At 53.6% G+C, this 17,582-nt stretch carries 14 protein-coding genes; 4 read left to right on the plus strand and 10 right to left on the minus strand.

Annotation, left to right across the window (positions count from 1 at the left end):
• Window positions 1-9 precede the first annotated feature (9 nt).
• The 5 genes from A0U42_RS06010 to A0U42_RS06030 are packed head-to-tail and all read right to left on the minus strand — an operon-like array spanning window position 10 to window position 3,826.
• The gene (locus A0U42_RS06010) at window positions 10-945 is read right to left on the minus strand and encodes an MOSC domain-containing protein (RefSeq protein WP_065360265.1); all 936 of its coding nucleotides are present in this window, start codon (window positions 943-945) and stop codon (window positions 10-12) included.
• 4 nt (window positions 946-949) lie between these two features.
• The gene (gene moaA / locus A0U42_RS06015; protein WP_065360266.1) at window positions 950-1,927 is read right to left on the minus strand and encodes a GTP 3',8-cyclase MoaA; all 978 of its coding nucleotides are present in this window, start codon (window positions 1,925-1,927) and stop codon (window positions 950-952) included.
• A complete protein-coding gene (gene moaC, locus A0U42_RS06020; protein ID WP_044502956.1) occupies window positions 1,917-2,414 on the minus strand; it encodes a cyclic pyranopterin monophosphate synthase MoaC in 498 nt (165 codons plus the stop codon). The genes moaA and moaC overlap by 11 nt, the downstream gene beginning before the upstream one ends.
• Window positions 2,415-2,422: 8 nt before the next feature.
• Window positions 2,423-3,442, minus strand: a complete 1,020-nt coding sequence (locus tag A0U42_RS06025; RefSeq protein WP_065360267.1) for a molybdopterin-binding protein — start codon at window positions 3,440-3,442, stop codon at window positions 2,423-2,425.
• Window positions 3,443-3,448: 6 nt separating this feature from the next.
• A complete protein-coding gene (locus A0U42_RS06030; RefSeq protein WP_044502958.1) occupies window positions 3,449-3,826 on the minus strand; it encodes a winged helix-turn-helix domain-containing protein in 378 nt (125 codons plus the stop codon).
• A gap of 216 nt (window positions 3,827-4,042) precedes the next feature.
• Between A0U42_RS06030 and A0U42_RS06035 the strand changes: the two genes are divergently transcribed.
• The 4 genes from A0U42_RS06035 to A0U42_RS06050 all read left to right on the plus strand — a co-directional run bounded on the left by A0U42_RS06035 (window position 4,043) and on the right by A0U42_RS06050 (window position 9,142).
• Complete coding sequence (locus A0U42_RS06035; protein WP_065360268.1) at window positions 4,043-5,068, plus strand: molybdopterin-guanine dinucleotide biosynthesis protein MobB; 1,026 nt, start codon at window positions 4,043-4,045, stop codon at window positions 5,066-5,068.
• A gap of 116 nt (window positions 5,069-5,184) precedes the next feature.
• The gene (fdhF, locus tag A0U42_RS06040) at window positions 5,185-7,389 is read left to right on the plus strand and encodes a formate dehydrogenase subunit alpha (RefSeq protein ID WP_065360269.1); all 2,205 of its coding nucleotides are present in this window, start codon (window positions 5,185-5,187) and stop codon (window positions 7,387-7,389) included.
• Complete coding sequence (locus tag A0U42_RS06045) at window positions 7,382-7,891, plus strand: 4Fe-4S dicluster domain-containing protein (RefSeq protein ID WP_065360270.1); 510 nt, start codon at window positions 7,382-7,384, stop codon at window positions 7,889-7,891. Before fdhF ends, A0U42_RS06045 begins: the two co-directional genes overlap by 8 nt.
• Window positions 7,892-7,924: 33 nt before the next feature.
• Window positions 7,925-9,142 (plus strand): molybdopterin molybdotransferase MoeA, encoded by a 1,218-nt coding sequence (locus A0U42_RS06050; RefSeq protein WP_065360271.1) that lies wholly within the window; start codon window positions 7,925-7,927, stop codon window positions 9,140-9,142.
• Between the two features lie 2 nt (window positions 9,143-9,144).
• On the opposite strand, the gene A0U42_RS06055 is transcribed toward A0U42_RS06050, so the two are convergent.
• The 5 genes from A0U42_RS06055 to ygfK all read right to left on the minus strand — a co-directional run bounded on the left by A0U42_RS06055 (window position 9,145) and on the right by ygfK (window position 17,578).
• The gene (locus tag A0U42_RS06055) at window positions 9,145-9,861 is read right to left on the minus strand and encodes a formate dehydrogenase accessory sulfurtransferase FdhD (RefSeq protein WP_065360272.1); all 717 of its coding nucleotides are present in this window, start codon (window positions 9,859-9,861) and stop codon (window positions 9,145-9,147) included.
• A 21-nt stretch (window positions 9,862-9,882) separates the two neighbouring features.
• Window positions 9,883-10,731, minus strand: coding sequence for a selenium-dependent molybdenum cofactor biosynthesis protein YqeB (yqeB, locus tag A0U42_RS06060; RefSeq protein WP_065360273.1), 849 nt, complete (start codon window positions 10,729-10,731; stop codon window positions 9,883-9,885).
• A gap of 114 nt (window positions 10,732-10,845) precedes the next feature.
• The gene (gene xdh, locus A0U42_RS06065) at window positions 10,846-13,533 is read right to left on the minus strand and encodes a selenium-dependent xanthine dehydrogenase (protein ID WP_065360274.1); all 2,688 of its coding nucleotides are present in this window, start codon (window positions 13,531-13,533) and stop codon (window positions 10,846-10,848) included.
• A gap of 117 nt (window positions 13,534-13,650) precedes the next feature.
• Window positions 13,651-15,051 carry a dihydropyrimidinase gene (gene hydA / locus A0U42_RS06070; RefSeq protein ID WP_065360275.1) on the minus strand — a complete coding sequence of 467 codons (1,401 nt, stop codon included), beginning with the start codon at window positions 15,049-15,051 and terminating at the stop codon, window positions 13,651-13,653.
• A 16-nt stretch (window positions 15,052-15,067) separates the two neighbouring features.
• A complete protein-coding gene (gene ygfK / locus A0U42_RS06075; RefSeq protein ID WP_065360276.1) occupies window positions 15,068-17,578 on the minus strand; it encodes a putative selenate reductase subunit YgfK in 2,511 nt (836 codons plus the stop codon).
• Between the last annotated feature and the right edge of the window lie 4 nt (window positions 17,579-17,582).

Raw genomic sequence — 17,582 nt, forward strand, 5'->3', positions numbered from 1 at the left:
TATGTAAATTTACTTGCGAGCGCAGTCAGAAACACCGCCGCGAAGTAAATCCAACCCGTGAGGAATGGTCGCTAAAAAGACATCCATGCATTCTTGACAAGCCTTAGGACTGCCGGGCAGATTGATGATCAAGGTTTTCTTACGGATCACACTGACGGCCCGGGACAGCATGGCCCGCGGCGTGACCTTCATCGAGGCTGCTCGGATGGCCTCGGCAATCCCCGGCACCTGACGGTCGGCAACGGCAATTGTCGCTTCCGGGGTAACGTCCCGCTGGCCAAAACCGGTACCGCCCGTCGTCAAAATGAGATCGACTTGACGCTGGTCTGCCAGTTGGCGCAGATGTTGCTCCAATTCGTCCCGTCCATCGGGGAGGAGAATCGTTTCGACGACGTCATAGCCTTCCTGTTCCAACCTTTTAACGATGACCGGACCGCTTTCGTCTTGGCGCAGTCCCTGAGAGCCCTTATCGGAAAGAGTAATAACCGCCGCCTGGTACGGTCGTTTTTCCCCACGTTCCACTTCTACCATCTCGTCTCCCGGACGGATGACACCGCCCTCCAGAACTTTAGCAAAGACGCCTTCCCGCGGCATGATGCAGTCGCCAACGGCTTCATATACCGCACAGTGACTGTGGCAGGCCTTGCCGATTTGAGTGATTTCCAGCAAGACGTCCCCGCAGCGAAGCAGGGTCCCTACCGGAAGTTTTGAAAAGATAAAGCCGTCAACGACCAGATTTTCGCCAAAGGCTCCAAATTCCACGTTGCCGCCGCGGCGACGGAAGTCTTCAATGCTTTCAAGCCCCAGCAGACTGACTTGGCGGTGCCAGTGACCGGCATGGGCATCGCCTTCTAACCCCCAATCGACCTTAAAACGCCCTTCAGGGATGACGCTTTTGGCGATTCCCCGAACGTCGCTGCTACAAATGGCCTGTATTTTTCCCATTTTCTTATCCTCCAATCTGACTCATCATTTTATGTTCGCTAATGGCCGCTTTCTCGCCAAAACAGTGTTTCGCCGGCTTTTCATAAACGGCTCTCTCGATGGCTTCCGTCAAGGCCTGCTGCATCTCACGTAGCGGACGTCCGCTGCGGATAATGTTCCGTAAATCGACGCCGTCATCGTAACAGAGACAAGGTTTTAAAAAGCCCGTACTGGTCAGGCGCAAGCGATTGCAGGACGCGCAGAAAGCGTGGCTGTTGGCGGCAATAAAGCCGATTCGCCCGTAAAGATGCCGGCTCTTATAATAGTCTGCTGGACCGTTCCCGCGCACTTCATCGGTCGCTGCAAGGTCCGGATAGGCACGGCGCAGGACTTTCAGGCAATCATCGCGAGTGAGTCCGGCCAGGGTCGTCCCAAAACCAATGGGCATGAGCTCGATAAACCGGACATCGACGGCCAGCGACTGGGCGAGTTCTGCCAATTTTACGATTTGATTTCTCGTTTCAGCCAGCAATACGGCGTTTACTTTGACGTTTACACCGGCTTCTACAGCAGCATGGAGTGCCTTAAGGACGACGGACAAGTCTCCGCCGCCGGTAATCCGTCTGTACTGCTCAGCATCTAAGGTATCCAAACTGATGTTGATTCCGTCAATGCCCAAATCGGACAGGACCGGCAAATCTTTTTCCAGCAGCATACCATTGGTGGTCATCGTGACCGAGCGGACACTGTCGAGGCCTTTCAAGGCTCGTATGAAATCGACGGCACCTCGCCGAACCAGGGGCTCGCCGCCGGTGATCTTAAAGCGGTCGATGCCCAGCTTCAACGCAGCTTTACAGACGATCATCATTTCCTCATAACGCAGGACCGCATCATGGCCGACGCTTTCGACGTCATCCGGCATGCAGTAGCGGCAGCGAAGGTTGCAGCGGTCCGTCAGCGACAGGCGGAGATAATCAATGGTCCGCCCCCATCTATCCTTCATGGTCAGAGCCTCCATCATATTGGAAATGGCCGCTTTTTCCACCTATTTTTTCGACGAGATGAATGTCTTTCAGGCACATTTTTTTATCGACAGCCTTACACATGTCGTAAACCGTGAGCAAGGCCGTCGACACGCCGGTCAGGGCCTCCATTTCGACGCCGGTCTTGCCGTCGCACTTGACGGTGCAGCGGCCTTCGATTTCACAGACATCGTCATGAAAAATAAATTCGATGCCGCATTTTGTAAGGTTTAAGATATGGCAGAGCGGAATGAGTTCACTCGTCCGCTTGGCGCCCATAATCCCGGCAACGCGGGCTACGCCGAGGACGTCGCCTTTTTTCATAGCGCCGGCTTTCACGGCATCATAACACTCACGGCTCATCGAAATACGGCCGCAGGCTATGGCCGTCCGCGACGTCACCGTCTTTCCACTGACGTCGACCATAACGGCATCGCCATTCTTGTCAATATGTGTAAACGGGTTCACAAGAACACCTACTTTCCAAAACCACAGTTCGGGAAGGTACAGACCGGACAGTTCAGACACAGTCCGCCTTCGCCCAGACGAGACAAATCGGAAGCCTTTACAGGAACATCGGCCATGAGCGACGGCAGGACGAGGTCAAAAATCGTCCGCTTAGCATACATGACGCAGCCCGGAAGGCCGACGATTGGCCGATTGTCTTCTGTATAGGCCAGTAAAAACATGGCTCCCGGCAAGACCGGCGCCCCATACGATACGATGCGGGCACCGGTGTTTTTAATGGCCAACGGCGTCTGATCATCGGGATCGACACTCATGCCGCCCGTACAGAAAACCATATCCATGCCGGCGTCGAGCATCTCTCGAATAGCCGCCGTAATGGCTGTTGGGTCATCGGCCAAGACTTTGTGCATAGCCATTTTTGCATCAAATTCGGCCAGCTTGTCTTCAATAACCGGAGTAAATGTATCTTCAATGCGGCCATGAAAGACTTCATTGCCCGTCGTGACGACGCCGGCTCGCTTCTTATGAAAAGGGTGGACATCGAGCAGCGGCAAGGGACCTGCCACGGCCCTGGCCTTGGCCATTTTTTCTTTTTTTATAACCAGCGGAATGACCCGGGTTCCGGCCAATTTATCACCCTTGCGAACGGTAAAGCCGCCGTGGCGGGTAGCAATCATCATTTCACCTACAGAGTTGACGGCTTGCAGTTCTTGACGGCGAACGGTCAGCATACCGTCACAGTCGGCAATGAGTTCGATTTTCCCCTCCTTAGGCTCGCTGCCATGCATGTTGGCCCCCATACAGATGTCCCGCAGAATGGCCGCCCCTTCATTTTCATGGTAAACGGTGTCATCATTTTCCCAAATATAGACATGATCTTTTCCGACAGATAACAAAACAGGAATGTCCTCCTTGGTGATGATGTGCCCTTTACGAAACACCGGCGCTTTGGTAACGCCGCGGATAATCTGTGTAATATCGTGGCAGAGAATATGACCGACAGCGTCTTCCGTTTTCATCATTTTCATAGCGTTCTAGCCTCTCATTTCTCTTAATTTTTGTAATTCTTCATCATTGAATAACTCGCCGAACTGTCGAGCCGCTACAGCTCGGACGGCCTCGTTCATGTGCCGGTAACGCTTGAGTATTTCTTCGGCCTGTCCGGTCAGGACCGACCGTCCCCCGTCTTTTCCGCCGACATAGCGGCGAATGAGGGGAAAACCCCAAATGGCCTCGGCGTCGCGCATGATCGTCCACGCCTTTGAATAAGACATATTCATGTCTCTAGCAGCTCCCTGGAGCGAACCACGGCGGCGAACGCCGTCTAAGAGCTCGGCCACGCCGGGTCCGAAAGCCCGCTTGTCGCCCAACAGACACATGATGACCTTATAGTGAAGCTTTTGCCCTTCCATGAACGCCTCCTGCATCGTTATTCGCAAGTTCAAATAACGGATAAAAAAAGTAAATCCGGCAGTTCATCGACTGCCAGCTTCGACTAAACTCATTATACATTAAAATCTGTTAGCTTTCCATACTTTTTTTGTGGAAACTTCCAGTCAACTTCCTCACCTTATCACATAAAATCATGGTATAATATAATTATATTATAATAAAGGACGTGATAGAGGATGATAAAATATTCACATCGTTTCTCCCTGGGCCTGATTATCCTGGCCGGGGGCGAAAGTTCTCGCATGGGCCACGATAAGGCAACCCTGCCTTGGAACGGAACGGATTTGCTGACCGATTTATTGCTTCGCAGTCAGCGCGCGCCTTTTGCAGAACGCATCGTCTCCATCAACCGGGATTACTCGCCCAAGAACCTGCCGGCCAAGCTCGCCCGTACGGTCCGCACCATCGCCGACAACGTCCAACACTGCGGTCCCCTGGGCGGACTGGAAGCAGCCATGCGCGACGGCGAATGCGACTACTATTTGGTGCTGTCTGTCGACCTTCCCTTTTACGATTTCTCGCCGATTTCGGACATTCTCCGCCCCGTTCGCCGAGCCCCCGAATTGATGGCCGTTATCCCCCGGACAAAAGACGGCCGAGATCAACCCTTAGCCGCTCTTTACAGCCGAGAATTAGTTCCGGCCATTGCCCGACAGCTTCAGACCGGGAACTACTGTCTGCAGGAATTTCTGCAGACGATTCCTACGGCTACCCTGAAATCGTGTCGACCGGCTCTGTACCTCAACGTCAATACCATGTCTGACTACGAAGCTGCCAAAGGCCGTGCCGCCAACAGCCGGCGCAAAGTTCCTGTCGTCACCCTGACGGCCCCGAATTCGGGAGATGGAAAAACGACGGCCGCCGAAACGGCCATTGCCGAACTGACACGCCGCGGATACCACGTCGCCTACATTAAAAGCACGCACCACACGGACTGTCGTCCCAAGGCCGGCTCCGACACGGACCGGGCCAGAAGTGCCGGTGCCGTCTCGGCCTGTCTCTGCAGCCCCGATATGATCGGACCGGAAGCGCAAAAAGAAGATGTCATCTTTAATATGACACAACAACAGCTAGCCGATTTAGTTCTTGTCGAAAGTCACAGCCACGGACCATTTCCACAGATCGATATCCAGCAAGCTGATTCCGCGAATATAGTCAATCATATCTTATTCCTCACGGGATACCGTTCGTCGGAAATATAAGCCCTTAGTGATTATGTAATTGCATCTCGCAGACAGAAGTTCTACTATGGTAACATAGCCCTACATCCTGCCCGTGATGTAACAAAATCAGTTGAACCCAAAAGCGAGGTGTTACTATGAATACTCATAAAAACATTGACACAGTCTGTCCCTACTGCGGGTCAGGCTGTGTCATTACTTATACGGTAGATACAGAAACGAATCGTGTCATTGAAGCAAAAGGATCTCCGGAAGGCGTCAACAACGAAGGCCGCCTTTGCTTAAAAGGCCTTTACGGCTGGGACTACCTGAATGATCCTCAAATTCTTACCAAGCGAATCCGCCATCCTATGATTCGCAAGGGCGGCAAACAAAGTCCCTTAGTCGAAGTATCCTGGCAGGAAGCTATCGAATACACGGCATCGCGGCTCAAAGCCATCATCAAAGAGTATGGCCCCGACGCCGTCATGGGTGCCGGTTCGGCCCGCGGTCCGGGCAACGAAACGGCTTATATTACTCAGAAATTCATGCGCGCCGTCATCGGCACCAATAACGTCGACCACTGCGCCCGCATCTGCCACGGCGCCTCCGTTGCCGGCCTTAGCCAATCGGTCGGTGAAGGTGCCATGTCAGTCAGCATTCCCGAAATCGAAGATGCCGAAGTCATCTTCAACATCGGTTACAATGCCCCGGTCTCACACCCTATTGTAGCCCGCCGCATCGTCAAAGCGAAGAAGAAAGGCTGTAAAATCATCTGCGTCGATCCCCGCCTGACGGAAATGGGACGGTTGGCCGATATTTACCTCCCGCTAAAAGGCGGTACCAACATGCTGCTGCTCAATGCCATGGCCCATGTCATGGTAACGGAAAACTTAGTCGACCGCGATTTTATCGAAAAGCATACGACAGGTTTTGATGTCTATGCCGAAGAAATCGCACAGGACAAGTACGCCCCGGAAGCCGTGGCCGCCGCAACCCAATTAGATCCCGATGCCATCCGAAAGGCCGCCCGCCTCTTTGCTTCCTCGAAGCACACCGTAACCCTGTGGGGCATGGGCATTACCCAGTTTTCCCAAGGCGTCGAATGCGTCATTGCCTGCTCCAACCTCAGTCTCATGACCGGCAACTACGGCCATTACGCCACCGGTGTCGGCCCGGTCCGCGGCCAAAACAACGTCCAGGGCACCTGTGACATGGGACTCCTGCCCAACCAGTACCCAGGCTATCAGCCCGTAACGGACGAAACCGTCCGCCGAAAATTCGAAAAGGCCTGGGGTTGTGTCCTGCCCGACAAAGTCGGACTGCCCCTGACCCGCGTCCCGGCCAAGGTCCTCCGTGAAAAGGACCCGAAAAAGCAGATTCATGCTTACTACATCATTGGCGAAGACCCGGCTCAATCGGACCCGGACCTTCCGGAAATCAGACGGACACTCAATGCCATCGATTTCGTCGCCGTTCAGGATATTTTCTTCAACAAGACCTGTGAACACGCCGACGTCGTCTTCCCGGCCACAGCCTGGGGCGAACACGATGCCGTCTACTCCTCCTGCGACCGCCGCTTCCAGCGCGTCCGCAAACTGATCGAACCGCAGGGCGACTGCAAACCGGACTGGGAAATTCTCTGTCTCTTAGCCACTGCCATGGGCTATCCCATGCAGTACCATAACACGGAAGAAATCTGGGATGAAATGCGGTCTCTCTGTCCCAAATTTACCGGCGCGACCTATGAAAAGTTGGACGCCAATCACGGGATCCAATGGCCCTGTTTCTCGGAAGACCCAAATGATAAGGGAACACAGTACCTCCATAAGGGCGCTCACTTTGCGACAGACGACGGAAAAGGCCGTTTCTATTACTTCCCGTGGACACCGGTAAAAGAAGTCGAAAGCCCCGATTATCCCCTGTCCTTATCGACGGTCCGCGAAGTCGGCCACTATTCCGTTCGAACCATGACCGGCAACTGCCGCCTCCTCGTCGACCTGGCCGATGAACCGGGATACATTCAGATGAATCCCGACGACTGTCAAAGTCTCGATATTGCCGACGGCGACTTAGTCCGAGTCATCTCGCGACGCGGACAGACTATCACCCGTTGTCAGGTTTCCGATCGAGTCTCTCAAGGCGCCACGTACATGACCTATCAATGGTGGATCGGCGCCTGTAATGAATTGACCATTTCCGCCTTAGACCCCAAGAGCAGCACGCCGGAATATAAGTACTGTGCCTGCCGCGTCGAAAAAATCGACGATCAAAAACAGGCAGAAATGAGTGTAAAAGCCCAGTACGCCGCCATTCGCAGCCGCATGGGAATTCAATCTGAAGGAGGCCTCGGCCATGTTTAATCATATTAAGACAGATCCGGAACTCTGTATCGGCTGTAAGACCTGCATGGCAGCCTGCGTCGCCAGTCACACCGGCAAGGCCTTATTCGCCATGAAACCAAACAGCTTCGACTTTACGCCGCGCGTTCACGTCGTGTACACGTCAAAAATCACCAAGGCCGTCCAGTGCCAACAGTGTCCGAAACCGCGTTGTCTCGACGCCTGCCCTTTTAACTGCATCTCCCTCGGGGAAGATTCCGTCGTCATCGATGAAGACGCCTGTCGGGGCTGCGGCAAGTGTTCTAAGGCTTGTCCCTTTGACGCCATCACCATGACCCGCATTTATCACGGCAATACCCAGGGCCGCCCATTCCGAATCGTCGCTTATAAATGCGACCTTTGTGAAAACACCGAGACGGGAAAACCGGCCTGCATCCCTGCTTGTCCGACAGAAGCCTTAAGTCTCTTCGTCCCTAAAGCCGCCGTTTCGGCAGGTTCCAAGAGAACTCCGACGAAGATATAGTCATTCAAACCCGTATAAAAAGGATATCGAATTATGGAAATCGTAACGATTACCGAAGCAAGGCGCCGTCTCCGCGGCGCCTTGTCTTCCTCCCAAAAAGAAATTGAAACAGTCTCCCCGGAAACGGCCGTCGGCCGCATTGCCGCAAAAGACATGACTGCCGCCCATCCCTATCCGCCTTACCGTAAATCGCCCTTCGACGGCTATGCTCTCTGCAGCCATGATCAAAAGACCTACGACGTCGTCGCCACCATCGGGGCCGGCCTCGTCTATGAGGGACCGGTTTTGCCGGGTCAGGCCGTCCGCCTGATGACAGGCTGTGCCGTCCCGGGCGACTGCGACACCGTCATTCCTCAAGAATACACGGTCCTCCAAAATAATCGGATTAAGGTGACAGAAAGCATTCCGCCCGGCAGCAACATCATTCCCGTCGGCGAAGAGTGTCGTCAAGGGGCCGTCATCATCCCCAAGGGAACGAAACTGACAGCCGGCGCCGTCTCCGCCGCTGTCGGCATGGGAAACGCCACCTTTCCAGTCTTCGCCAAAACGAAAATCTTGTTCTTGACGTCAGGAAGGGAGTTAGTCCTCCCCGGTCAGAAGCGACACGACGGGCAGATTTACAACTCCAATGCTTACCTTTTCCGCCCCTTACTGGAAGCGCAAGGCGCAGCCGTTACCTTCTATCATGTTTCAGATGCGCCGGAATGCCTCGACGCCGAAACGGAAAAAGTCCGGGCCTTAAGCCGTGACGCCGACCTCATCATCAGCACCGGCGGCGTATCAGTCGGTCTCTACGACACGATGCCTCAAATCTACGAACGCATCGGTTCCGTCCAGCTTTACAACCGCATCACCATGCGTCCCGGTTCGGCCTCATACGGCGGCGTCATCAAAAGGGATACCGGCAAGCAAACGATGGTCCTCGGCCTATCCGGCAATCCGTCTGCCGCCTTCAACGCCTTCGAGCTCCTGGCCCTCCCCATCGTCCGCCAATTAAATGGTGAAAAAAATAGAGACTTTCCGATCGTCACCTGTCGATTAAGCCATGCCATTCACAAGGAAAATCCCGTCGATCGCTTCGTCCAAGGGCACATTTCCTTTGAAGATGGTAAGGCCGTCTTTACACCGAATACGACCCTCACGTCGAGTGCCCTCTTAGGCCTTGCCCACGTTAATGCCCTAGGCTGCATCAAAAAAGGAACGCCTCCCTTGCCGGAAGGCGCTCCCATCGACGCAATTTTATTATTTTGAGATTACCACATAATCCGTTCCCCGTGAGCAAAGACCTTAAACGAATCGGGACGCAGCCCACAGACGACGGTAATGCCGTATTTCTCTGCCAAAGCCACGCCTAAACTGGTCGGCAGGGCCCGCGAGGCCAAGAAACGGACGCCCAGGCCGTGGACCTTTTCGATAACCGACTGCGGCACGCGGCCGCTGAATACTAAAACGGCCTGACTGACGTCGATATGGCCCAGTTCAACAAAACCGCGCAGTCTGTCTAGGACGTTGTGACGGCCAATGTCTTCCGTATAGACGAGGATTTTATCGTTTACTACCAAGGCCCCTTCATGGACACCGTGTGAGGCATGATGGGCCGTCGACAAGCTGTCTAAAAGACCGCCATAAGAGCAGAGCTGCGGTGCGGAAATCGGGGTAAAGGGTTCGTCTTTGGGAGTCTGTATGACGCCTTCCTTGGTCGTTACCCAGACAGCCTCCTCGTGGAGGCTGACGTCGGATACGGTTCTGCCGTCAGCCACTTTCCCCTCAGCCAAACAGTAGCCGGCTGCCAGAACATCGACATCTTCCGGCGAAGATATGAGGGTGCTGACCCTCACACCATCGAGATAAAGCGGCGTCATGACCTCAATGGCAATGGCCTGCTTTTTGGGCTCCGCCCCCTGATGATAATCGACATAGGATAAATCCCGGCATGATGCAAAATGGAGTGCATCTTCTTCTCTTTTCATTAGAAACCCCTCGATTCTTATTTAAAACAAATCATCTCGCCCCAACCAAAGGAGGGCCGTCAATACGGCGCCGCCCAAGCTTCGTGCCTTATCCGAAATGGTAAAGCAGTTGTGGTACTCATGCTCACGCGGGTCAATATCGGCAATCTTAAATCCCTTAGGCGCGTAATAGCCGTCGCGAATCAAGCCCCTTACGAGTCCCGTTAAGGACGCCGGCACGGGAATGCCCCTCGCTTCAGTAATCGCCATTCCGTCGGGAATCGGTACATCCGTCAGGACAGCCATAGGCTGTCCTGTTTTTACGCGGTCGCCAATGCGGACCAAGCCATAGACGAAACCTGCGGCGTCACTGTGGATGACCCGCTCTTTGCCATAGCCGGCAATGATCCCCGGTATGCCCGTATTGGCCGCAGCCGTGCCTTCACGTATGATGCGCCCTAACCGATGGCCTCGCTTCGTTTCAATGACGGCATCGACATCGCGGCCGGCCGTAAATCCCGGACCTAAGGCCACAGTATGTCGCGCCATACCGCGGTTCGTCCCCAAGTTTTTCTTAGCCAAAATGGCATCGACGACGCCCCAGGGTTGAAGTATTTGAATGCTCTTTCCCTCAGGATCGACGAGAAGAGGTATTTCCTGACGCCCCCAAACCGTCGATAACTTATCGATCGATTGACATCGTCGACAGGTCATATTTTCTACGACAGCCTGTCCGTCATAGACGGCTTCACAAAGAGATACCTGCCGGCGAATCGCCGACGGTCGGTCTGTTTCTAAGATGAGGACGCGAAAACCGGCCTGAAATAAAGATTGGACGACACCGGTTGCCAAATCGCCGCCGCCGCGAACAATAATCAACGTATCCTTCATAACAATCCTTTCTATAAAAGCCCCTCATCCTGCCAAGCAGGTGAGGGGTTTTATTGATTTCTTCCTATTTTAATTATACTGCATTTTAAGCCCATCGTCAGGACTTTTAAAGGCTTATTTCTTTCGGCTGTACGGCGTTCCTTCCAAAGGAATGGCCGTTTGGAACTTACCGTTCCACTTATAGTAAGCGCCGGCAACAGCCGGTGCTGTCGGAATCGACGTGATTTCACCGACGCCGATAGCCCCGTAAGCGACATCGACGCCTTCCTTTTCAATGGCAATGGCTTCGACATCCGGCGCCTTGTCGGCCCGCATCAAGCCCAAGGTGCCGTACTTGGCCGTAGGCTTACAATGATCGAGGGGATACTGTTCACTCAGGGCGTAGCCGCAGCCCATAATCGTCCCGCCTTCGATCTGTCCTTCAAGGCTCTTGCGGTTGACGACGCGTCCCACATCATGGGCAGCTACCATTTTCCGAATCGACCCGTCTTCGTTCAGGATGCAGACGTGGGTTGCATAACCATAGGCAACGTGTGATACGGGATTGGCCACGTCAGCCCCCATCTTATCGGTTTTACCAAGATATTCGCCGATATATTCCCGACCGTTCAGAGCATCCAAATCGCTGCCTGTAAAGCGAACCTGCGCCGTTGTCGGCGATTCCTGCTCAACCGTAACACCTTCCAAGTAATCACTGGGCCGGCTTGTTCCTTCGTAAACCAATCCGTTGACACGGAACAAGTCCCGCCGCAAATCCTTCGCAGCTCGCCGTGCGGCTTCCCCGGTCAGTGTCGTCTGACGGGACCCGGACGTCGTACCGGCATCGGGGGATGTAGCCGTATTTGGCATATGCCATTTAATGGCTTCAATGGGAAGGCCGGCTGCTTCGGACACGATCTGCACCAAAACGGTACCGACGCCTTGGCCGATACATGAGGCCGACGAATAGACATGGACCCGACCGTCGCTGACGGCAAGACGGCAGCGGCCATAGTCGGGAAGGCCGACACCGACGCCGGAGTTCTTCAAGGCGCAGGCGATGCCCACATAAGGGCCGCTCTGATAGTAAACGTCTTTTACGGCTTCCAGCGTTTCGACAAGTCCCGTCGCAGGGTCGGCAATCTGCCCGTTGGGCAGGACTTCTCCCGGCCGGATGGCGTTGCGGTATCGAATTTCCCAGGGATCGATGCCGGCCATTTCAGCCAATTTATTTAAGTTTAATTCCGTTGCAAAAATAGTTTGGGTTACGCCGAACCCGCGGAAGGCCCCGGCCGGCGGATTATTAGTGTAAACGGCCGTTCCTTCGATATCGATGGTCTGGTAATTATACGGGCCGGCAGCATGGGTACAGGCTCTCTGAAGAACCGGGCCGCCGAGGGATGCATAGGCTCCGTTATCGGTGACAGCGACCAGCTTCATCGCCGTCAACTTCCCCTGTTCATCACAGGCCGTCGTCAAATCCATACTGAACTGATGGCGCTTCGGATGTATCAGAATGCTTTCCTGACGGGTCAGCTTCACTTTACAGATTCGTTTACTGACATAGGCAACGAGGGCCGCCAAATGCTGGACCGTCACGTCTTCCTTCCCGCCGAAGCCGCCGCCGACAAAACAATTTTCCACGACTACTTTTTCTTCCGGAAGGCCCAACATCAACGCCGTTTCCCGCCGCGTGTCGTAAATCCCCTGATCCGACGAGTAAATGAAGACGCCGTCATCGAAGGGCATGGCGACGGCACATTCCGGTTCTAAAAAGGCGTGTTCCGTCCAAGGCGTTTCGAAATGATGGGTTACCTTATATTTCGACGCCGCAATGACGGCATCGGCGTCACCGCGAACTAAATGTTCATGAGCCAGTATATTCGTTCCTGCCGAAGGATGGACCAAAGGCGCTCCTTCCGCCAAGGCTTCGGCAGCACAAGTCAACGACGGCAGTTCTTCATATTCGATGTCAACGAGCTTCTTCGCTTCTGCCAGTATCTCCGGCGTTTCAGCGGCCACCATAACGATGGCGTCGCCTAAATAATGAGTCGTCGTCCCGGCGGGAATGAGCGTGTCCCAATCGACCTTTAAATGGCCGACCTTGACCGAACCGGGAATGTCCTCGGCCGTCAGCACGCAGACGACACCGGGCAGGGCCTTGGCCTTTTCCGTATGGATGGCCTTTACAATCGCCCTCGGATAGGCACTGCGAATGGCGCTTCCGTAACACATGCCAGGTAAATCGACGTCATCTAAGTCATCGGTATACTTCCCCGTACCCAGCACCTTGGTCCTGACGTTAATTCGCTGGCAATGATCGCCGACGCCGCGATACCCGCCGACGACGGGAATAGGCGTGTCGTTCCGCAGGATTTCTGCTGCCAGGGCAATGCCATCGATGATTTTCTTATAGCCCGTACAGCGGCAAATATTGTTGCGGATAGCCGCCGTAATCTCCAGACGGGTCGGCTCCGGATTGACGTCGATAAGGGCTTTGCCGCACATGACCATGCCGGGAATGCAAAAACCGCATTGGACGGCACCGGCTTCACCAAAGGCATAGACGAAGACCTCTTTTTCCCTCGGTGACAGTCCTTCGACGGTCACGATGTGCTTACCCTCAAGGCGACCAGCTTTCTGCACACAGGCCTTGGTCGCCTTTCCGTCAATGATGACCGTGCAGGTCCCGCAGGCGCCTTCACTGCAGCCGTCCTTGACGGATTTCAGCCGCAGGTCACGGCGCAGAATATCGATTAATTTACGCTCCGGATCGACGGCCACTTCCTGGCCATTAATCCATAATTTACAAATCCTATCCATAACAGTTCCTCTTTCCGCCCATCCCGGACTTTCAGTGATACGTCTGTCATGGCTGCCATTTCGCCTGAAGAGCCTCAAGCGAGGGAAAATACCAGACAGGAAATGATACTTATAACTCTATAATCTAATGATGTTCTCATAGGGCACAACGCGCTTTCGGGGAAGCAGCCGGCCATATCCGCTCTGCCCTAAGAATACGTTGTCTTGGGCAATGATCTGTCCCCGCAGAAATACTTTTGAAATCGTGCAGTCTGTCGTCATCCCCTCATACGGGGAGTAGCCGCAGGTCGTATGGAGATTGTCCTTGCGGATCGTCCGCTTCCGAGACGGATCGATGAGGACGATGTCGGCATCACTTCCCGGCAAGAGCGTTCCTTTCTTCGGGTAGAGACCAAAAATTTTGGCCGCGTTAGTGCTGGTCACGCGAACGAATTGACCGAGCGAAAGACGACCTTTGACGACGCCTTCACTAAATAACAGGGGCATCCGTTCTTCTACACCGGATACACCGCCGGGGCAGCTGCGAAAATCAGCGGCATGGGCCTGTTTTTCTTCTACCGTAAAAGGGCAGTGATCCGTCGCAACGACCTGAACCCTCCCGTCCCGCAGGGCCTGCCACAAGGCATCGTTATCGACCTTTTTCCGTAACGGCGGAGCCATCATGTATTTAATGCCTTCCAAAGACCCGCCCTCTGTAAATTTATCTTCTGTCAACAGTAAGTACTGCGGGCACGTTTCAGCATATACATTCCGCTGCCCTTCTTGCCGGCTAAGGCAAATGCGGTCCACACTTTCATGAGCCGACGTGTGAACGATGTAAACAGGGGCATCGCCACAAGCCCGGGCCGCGGATAAGACCCCACTGACTGCCGATGCTTCGGCCTCATTAGGGCGCGTCCGAGCTTGACCGATGGGGCTAAGTTCATCTGGAGACAAGGCCTGTCGCAGGTAATTTGTCATGCCATCGCTTTCGGCATGGACCGTGAGCAGTCCTCCATGGGATTTCATCACCGGCAAAATTCTCATTAAATCAGCGTCTCCCATGGGGTAACCGTACGTCGTATAGGCCTTAAAACTCGGAAAGCCTTCTTCAATCAGTTCGGACAACTCACGTAAGACCGACTCATCGACATGCTGGAATACACCATGGAAACTATAGTCGACGGGACACGATTCAGCCAGCAATTTATACTGCTCAAAAGGATATCTCAGCGAACAGCCTTCAGGGCCAAAAGCCATGTGGTCGATGATTGTCGTCGTCCCGCCGCAGGCTGCAGCCACACCACCGCTGTAAAAGTCGTCACAGGCTCGATACTGAGGCGACTGCTGCAAATCCATGTGGGTGTGCGGATCGATACCGCCGGGGCAGACATACATCCCATCCGCATCGATGACTTCTTCACTGCCACGATGAAGGCCTCCGCCGATAGACCAGATTTTTCCATCGCGAAGGGTGATATCCGCTTGAAAGTGTTCTTCGCCAAAGCAAATCGTTCCACCTTTGATGACATAATCCATGATGTTTCCTTCTTCCTTACTTCAGTAACAGATAATCGTAATCTTTAACGACAGCCTTCATGAACCCGCGAAGTCCTTCGGGGATGGTGCCGTCGTCCGAACGGAGCGTCGTCGTCAAAATCCGCCCGTCGAGCCGGACCTTACAGAACCCGCTTTGTTTATCGATGACGGCAAAGCCTTGGTTTTCACTGTTCATGAAATCATCTTCATTGGCAAACAGGGTGAATTTATCCATGTACGGCGCCCCTCCCCAGGGACAGAAGGTCCGGCAGTTTCCGCATTCGTTGCACATAGCATCGACGTGGAGAATCTGCCGCTGCAAATGGCCCGGAACTTCAATGGCTACGTTGGCTCGATTGGGACAGACTTCGGTACAGACCTCACAGATGCTGTCACAGTGGAGACAACGTCCATCACAGCCGGCCGCCGCCGGCGGCGCTAAAAATCCTCGTGCATCGTAAATGGCGTTTACATCCGGCAGCAGCAGCGTATCAACGCTGGTAAGTCGTCCTAAAATCTGTTCAGCGGCCTGCTTTCCGTCGGCAATGCATTCTACGACAGACGTCGTCTTGCCGTAATGGCTATCACCGATGACAGTCAATCCATCGATGTCACCGGCAGCCGATGTGCCGATTTTCCCCTTCACACCGCAAGCGGCTAAGACGTAATCAAAAGAGTCCAATTCATCGAGGGACGAAATGACATTGTCGGAGACGATACGCACCCCGAGTTTTTGAATCAAGGCCACGTCTTTATCGATGGCTTCCGCTGAAATCTGGTTTTTCTTTTCACAGAGGAAGGTCCGTACCATGCCGCCCGGTGCCGGATTGTTATCGAATACAGTGACCGTTATGCCTCCGCGGGCTAAGAAGTAAGCCGCAGACAGACCTGCCGGACCGCCGCCGATGACGGCTGCCGTTTTCCCGATCGGCGCCGGAGCCGAAAGAGATTCCATGACGCCGTCAAAACCTTTTTCAGCAGCTATCAGCTTATTGCGCCGAATTTCGACAGCCTCTTCATAAAAGTTTCGCGTACAGCTGTTCATACACGTATGGTAACAGACCGTCCCGGTAATAAAAGGCAGGGGATTCTTTTCCATGATAATCTGAAGGGCTTCCACATATTTTCCCTCAGCTACTAAATCCATGTAAGCCGTAATATCCTGATGGATGGGACAGGTTTCGATACAGGGTGCCATGAAACAGTCCATCAACGGCAATTCTCGTCCGTTCTTTCGATGTTGGAATTTCGGATCCAAGCGGGCATAGTGGCTGTCGCCGGATGCCGCCTTCAATAAAGCATCGAGTTTACCGACGTTTACCCCGTTAAATACCTGCCCCGACGTTCCCTCAAAGACTTGGGCTAACTGCACCAAGCGTTCATAGCCGCCGGGCTTCAACAGTGTCGTCGCTACCGTCACCGGCCAGATACCGGCCCCTACGATATCGCCGATATTGTGGACATCGGCGCCGCCGCTATAGGAAATTTGCAGATTTCCATCGAAGGCTTCACTCAGTTTCTTGGCTACATTCATGGCCAGGAAGAACAAGGGCTTGCCGGACATATACATTTCCGTTCCCGGCAGTTCATGCCGCGTAATGGAAACCGGAAAGGTATTGGTCAATTTTACACCAAAAGTCCGTCCTTCAGCTGCGCCGACACCTTGAAGCCGCTTCAAGAGGGCAAGGGCATCATCATATTGTAAATCGGCCTTAAAGTGGCTGTCATCGAAAACCATGTGATCATAACCTAAGGTATCCATGCAGTTTCGCACAAAGTCATACCCGAGGAGGGTCGGATTACATTTCACAAAGGTATGGACCTTCTTTTCCTTCAATAAGTAGCCGGCGATTCGTTCAATTTCATCTGGCGGACAACCGTGCATCGTCGATACGGTAATCGAATTGCAAATATCAGCGGGGATGGCTTCGACGTCTTCTCGGCTCAGTTTCCGGAATCGATCTAAATGATGAAGCAGCCACGATTTACATTCATTGAAGATGGCCGTGTGGGACGCATCCTTCAGGTTTTCTATGAAGGAGTCAATTTTCGGCGTCTGTATGCCGGCTAAATCATAGCCGACGGACATGTTGAACTGCATCCCGTCAAATCTTCCAAGTCCGTATTCAACGGCCATGACATGGACTAAGAACCAAGCTTTTACATACTCTTCAAAGGCCTTAGGAACGGTCAATTCCGTCGACCATTCGACGTTATAGCACTCATCATCGGCCTTGATGCAGGGTTTAGGAACGGGCAAATCTTCGCCGTCGAGCTGCTGTACCGTCTTTAATTCAAAGAATCTGGCCCCGGCAGCATAAGCGGCAGCAATGTTCTGCGCCAACTGTGTATGAGGCCCGGCAGCCGGCCCGAAGGGCAGTTCCAAGGGTCTGTCAAAAATTTCATAGGGTCGCTGAGTACCTGCTTTATATTGATGGTGAACGCCAAAAATCGTACCGCTCGGCGCTTCCCGTAATATCCAATTCATTAAATTCCCGAAGGGAATCGATGTCATACGATCACTCACGATA

The sequence above is a fragment of the Megasphaera sp. DISK 18 genome, from assembly GCF_001682955.1.
Lineage (GTDB): Bacteria > Bacillota > Negativicutes > Veillonellales > Megasphaeraceae > Megasphaera > Megasphaera massiliensis.

Coding starts and splice junctions, on each gene's coding strand:
- A0U42_RS06010 (WP_065360265.1), bottom strand. CDS start 945: ATGGGAAAAATACAGGCCATTTGTAGCAGCGACGTTCGGGGAATCGCC.
- hydA (WP_065360275.1), bottom strand. CDS start 15,051: ATGGATTATGTCATCAAAGGTGGAACGATTTGCTTTGGCGAAGAACAC.
- yqeB (WP_065360273.1), bottom strand. CDS start 10,731: ATGAAGGATACGTTGATTATTGTTCGCGGCGGCGGCGATTTGGCAACC.
- A0U42_RS06050 (WP_065360271.1), top strand. CDS start 7,925: ATGGAAATCGTAACGATTACCGAAGCAAGGCGCCGTCTCCGCGGCGCC.
- A0U42_RS06045 (WP_065360270.1), top strand. CDS start 7,382: ATGTTTAATCATATTAAGACAGATCCGGAACTCTGTATCGGCTGTAAG.
- fdhF (WP_065360269.1), top strand. CDS start 5,185: ATGAATACTCATAAAAACATTGACACAGTCTGTCCCTACTGCGGGTCA.
- xdh (WP_065360274.1), bottom strand. CDS start 13,533: ATGGATAGGATTTGTAAATTATGGATTAATGGCCAGGAAGTGGCCGTC.
- A0U42_RS06055 (WP_065360272.1), bottom strand. CDS start 9,861: ATGAAAAGAGAAGAAGATGCACTCCATTTTGCATCATGCCGGGATTTA.
- A0U42_RS06025 (WP_065360267.1), bottom strand. CDS start 3,442: ATGAAAATGATGAAAACGGAAGACGCTGTCGGTCATATTCTCTGCCAC.
- moaA (WP_065360266.1), bottom strand. CDS start 1,927: ATGAAGGATAGATGGGGGCGGACCATTGATTATCTCCGCCTGTCGCTG.
- A0U42_RS06035 (WP_065360268.1), top strand. CDS start 4,043: ATGATAAAATATTCACATCGTTTCTCCCTGGGCCTGATTATCCTGGCC.
- A0U42_RS06030 (WP_044502958.1), bottom strand. CDS start 3,826: ATGGAAGGGCAAAAGCTTCACTATAAGGTCATCATGTGTCTGTTGGGC.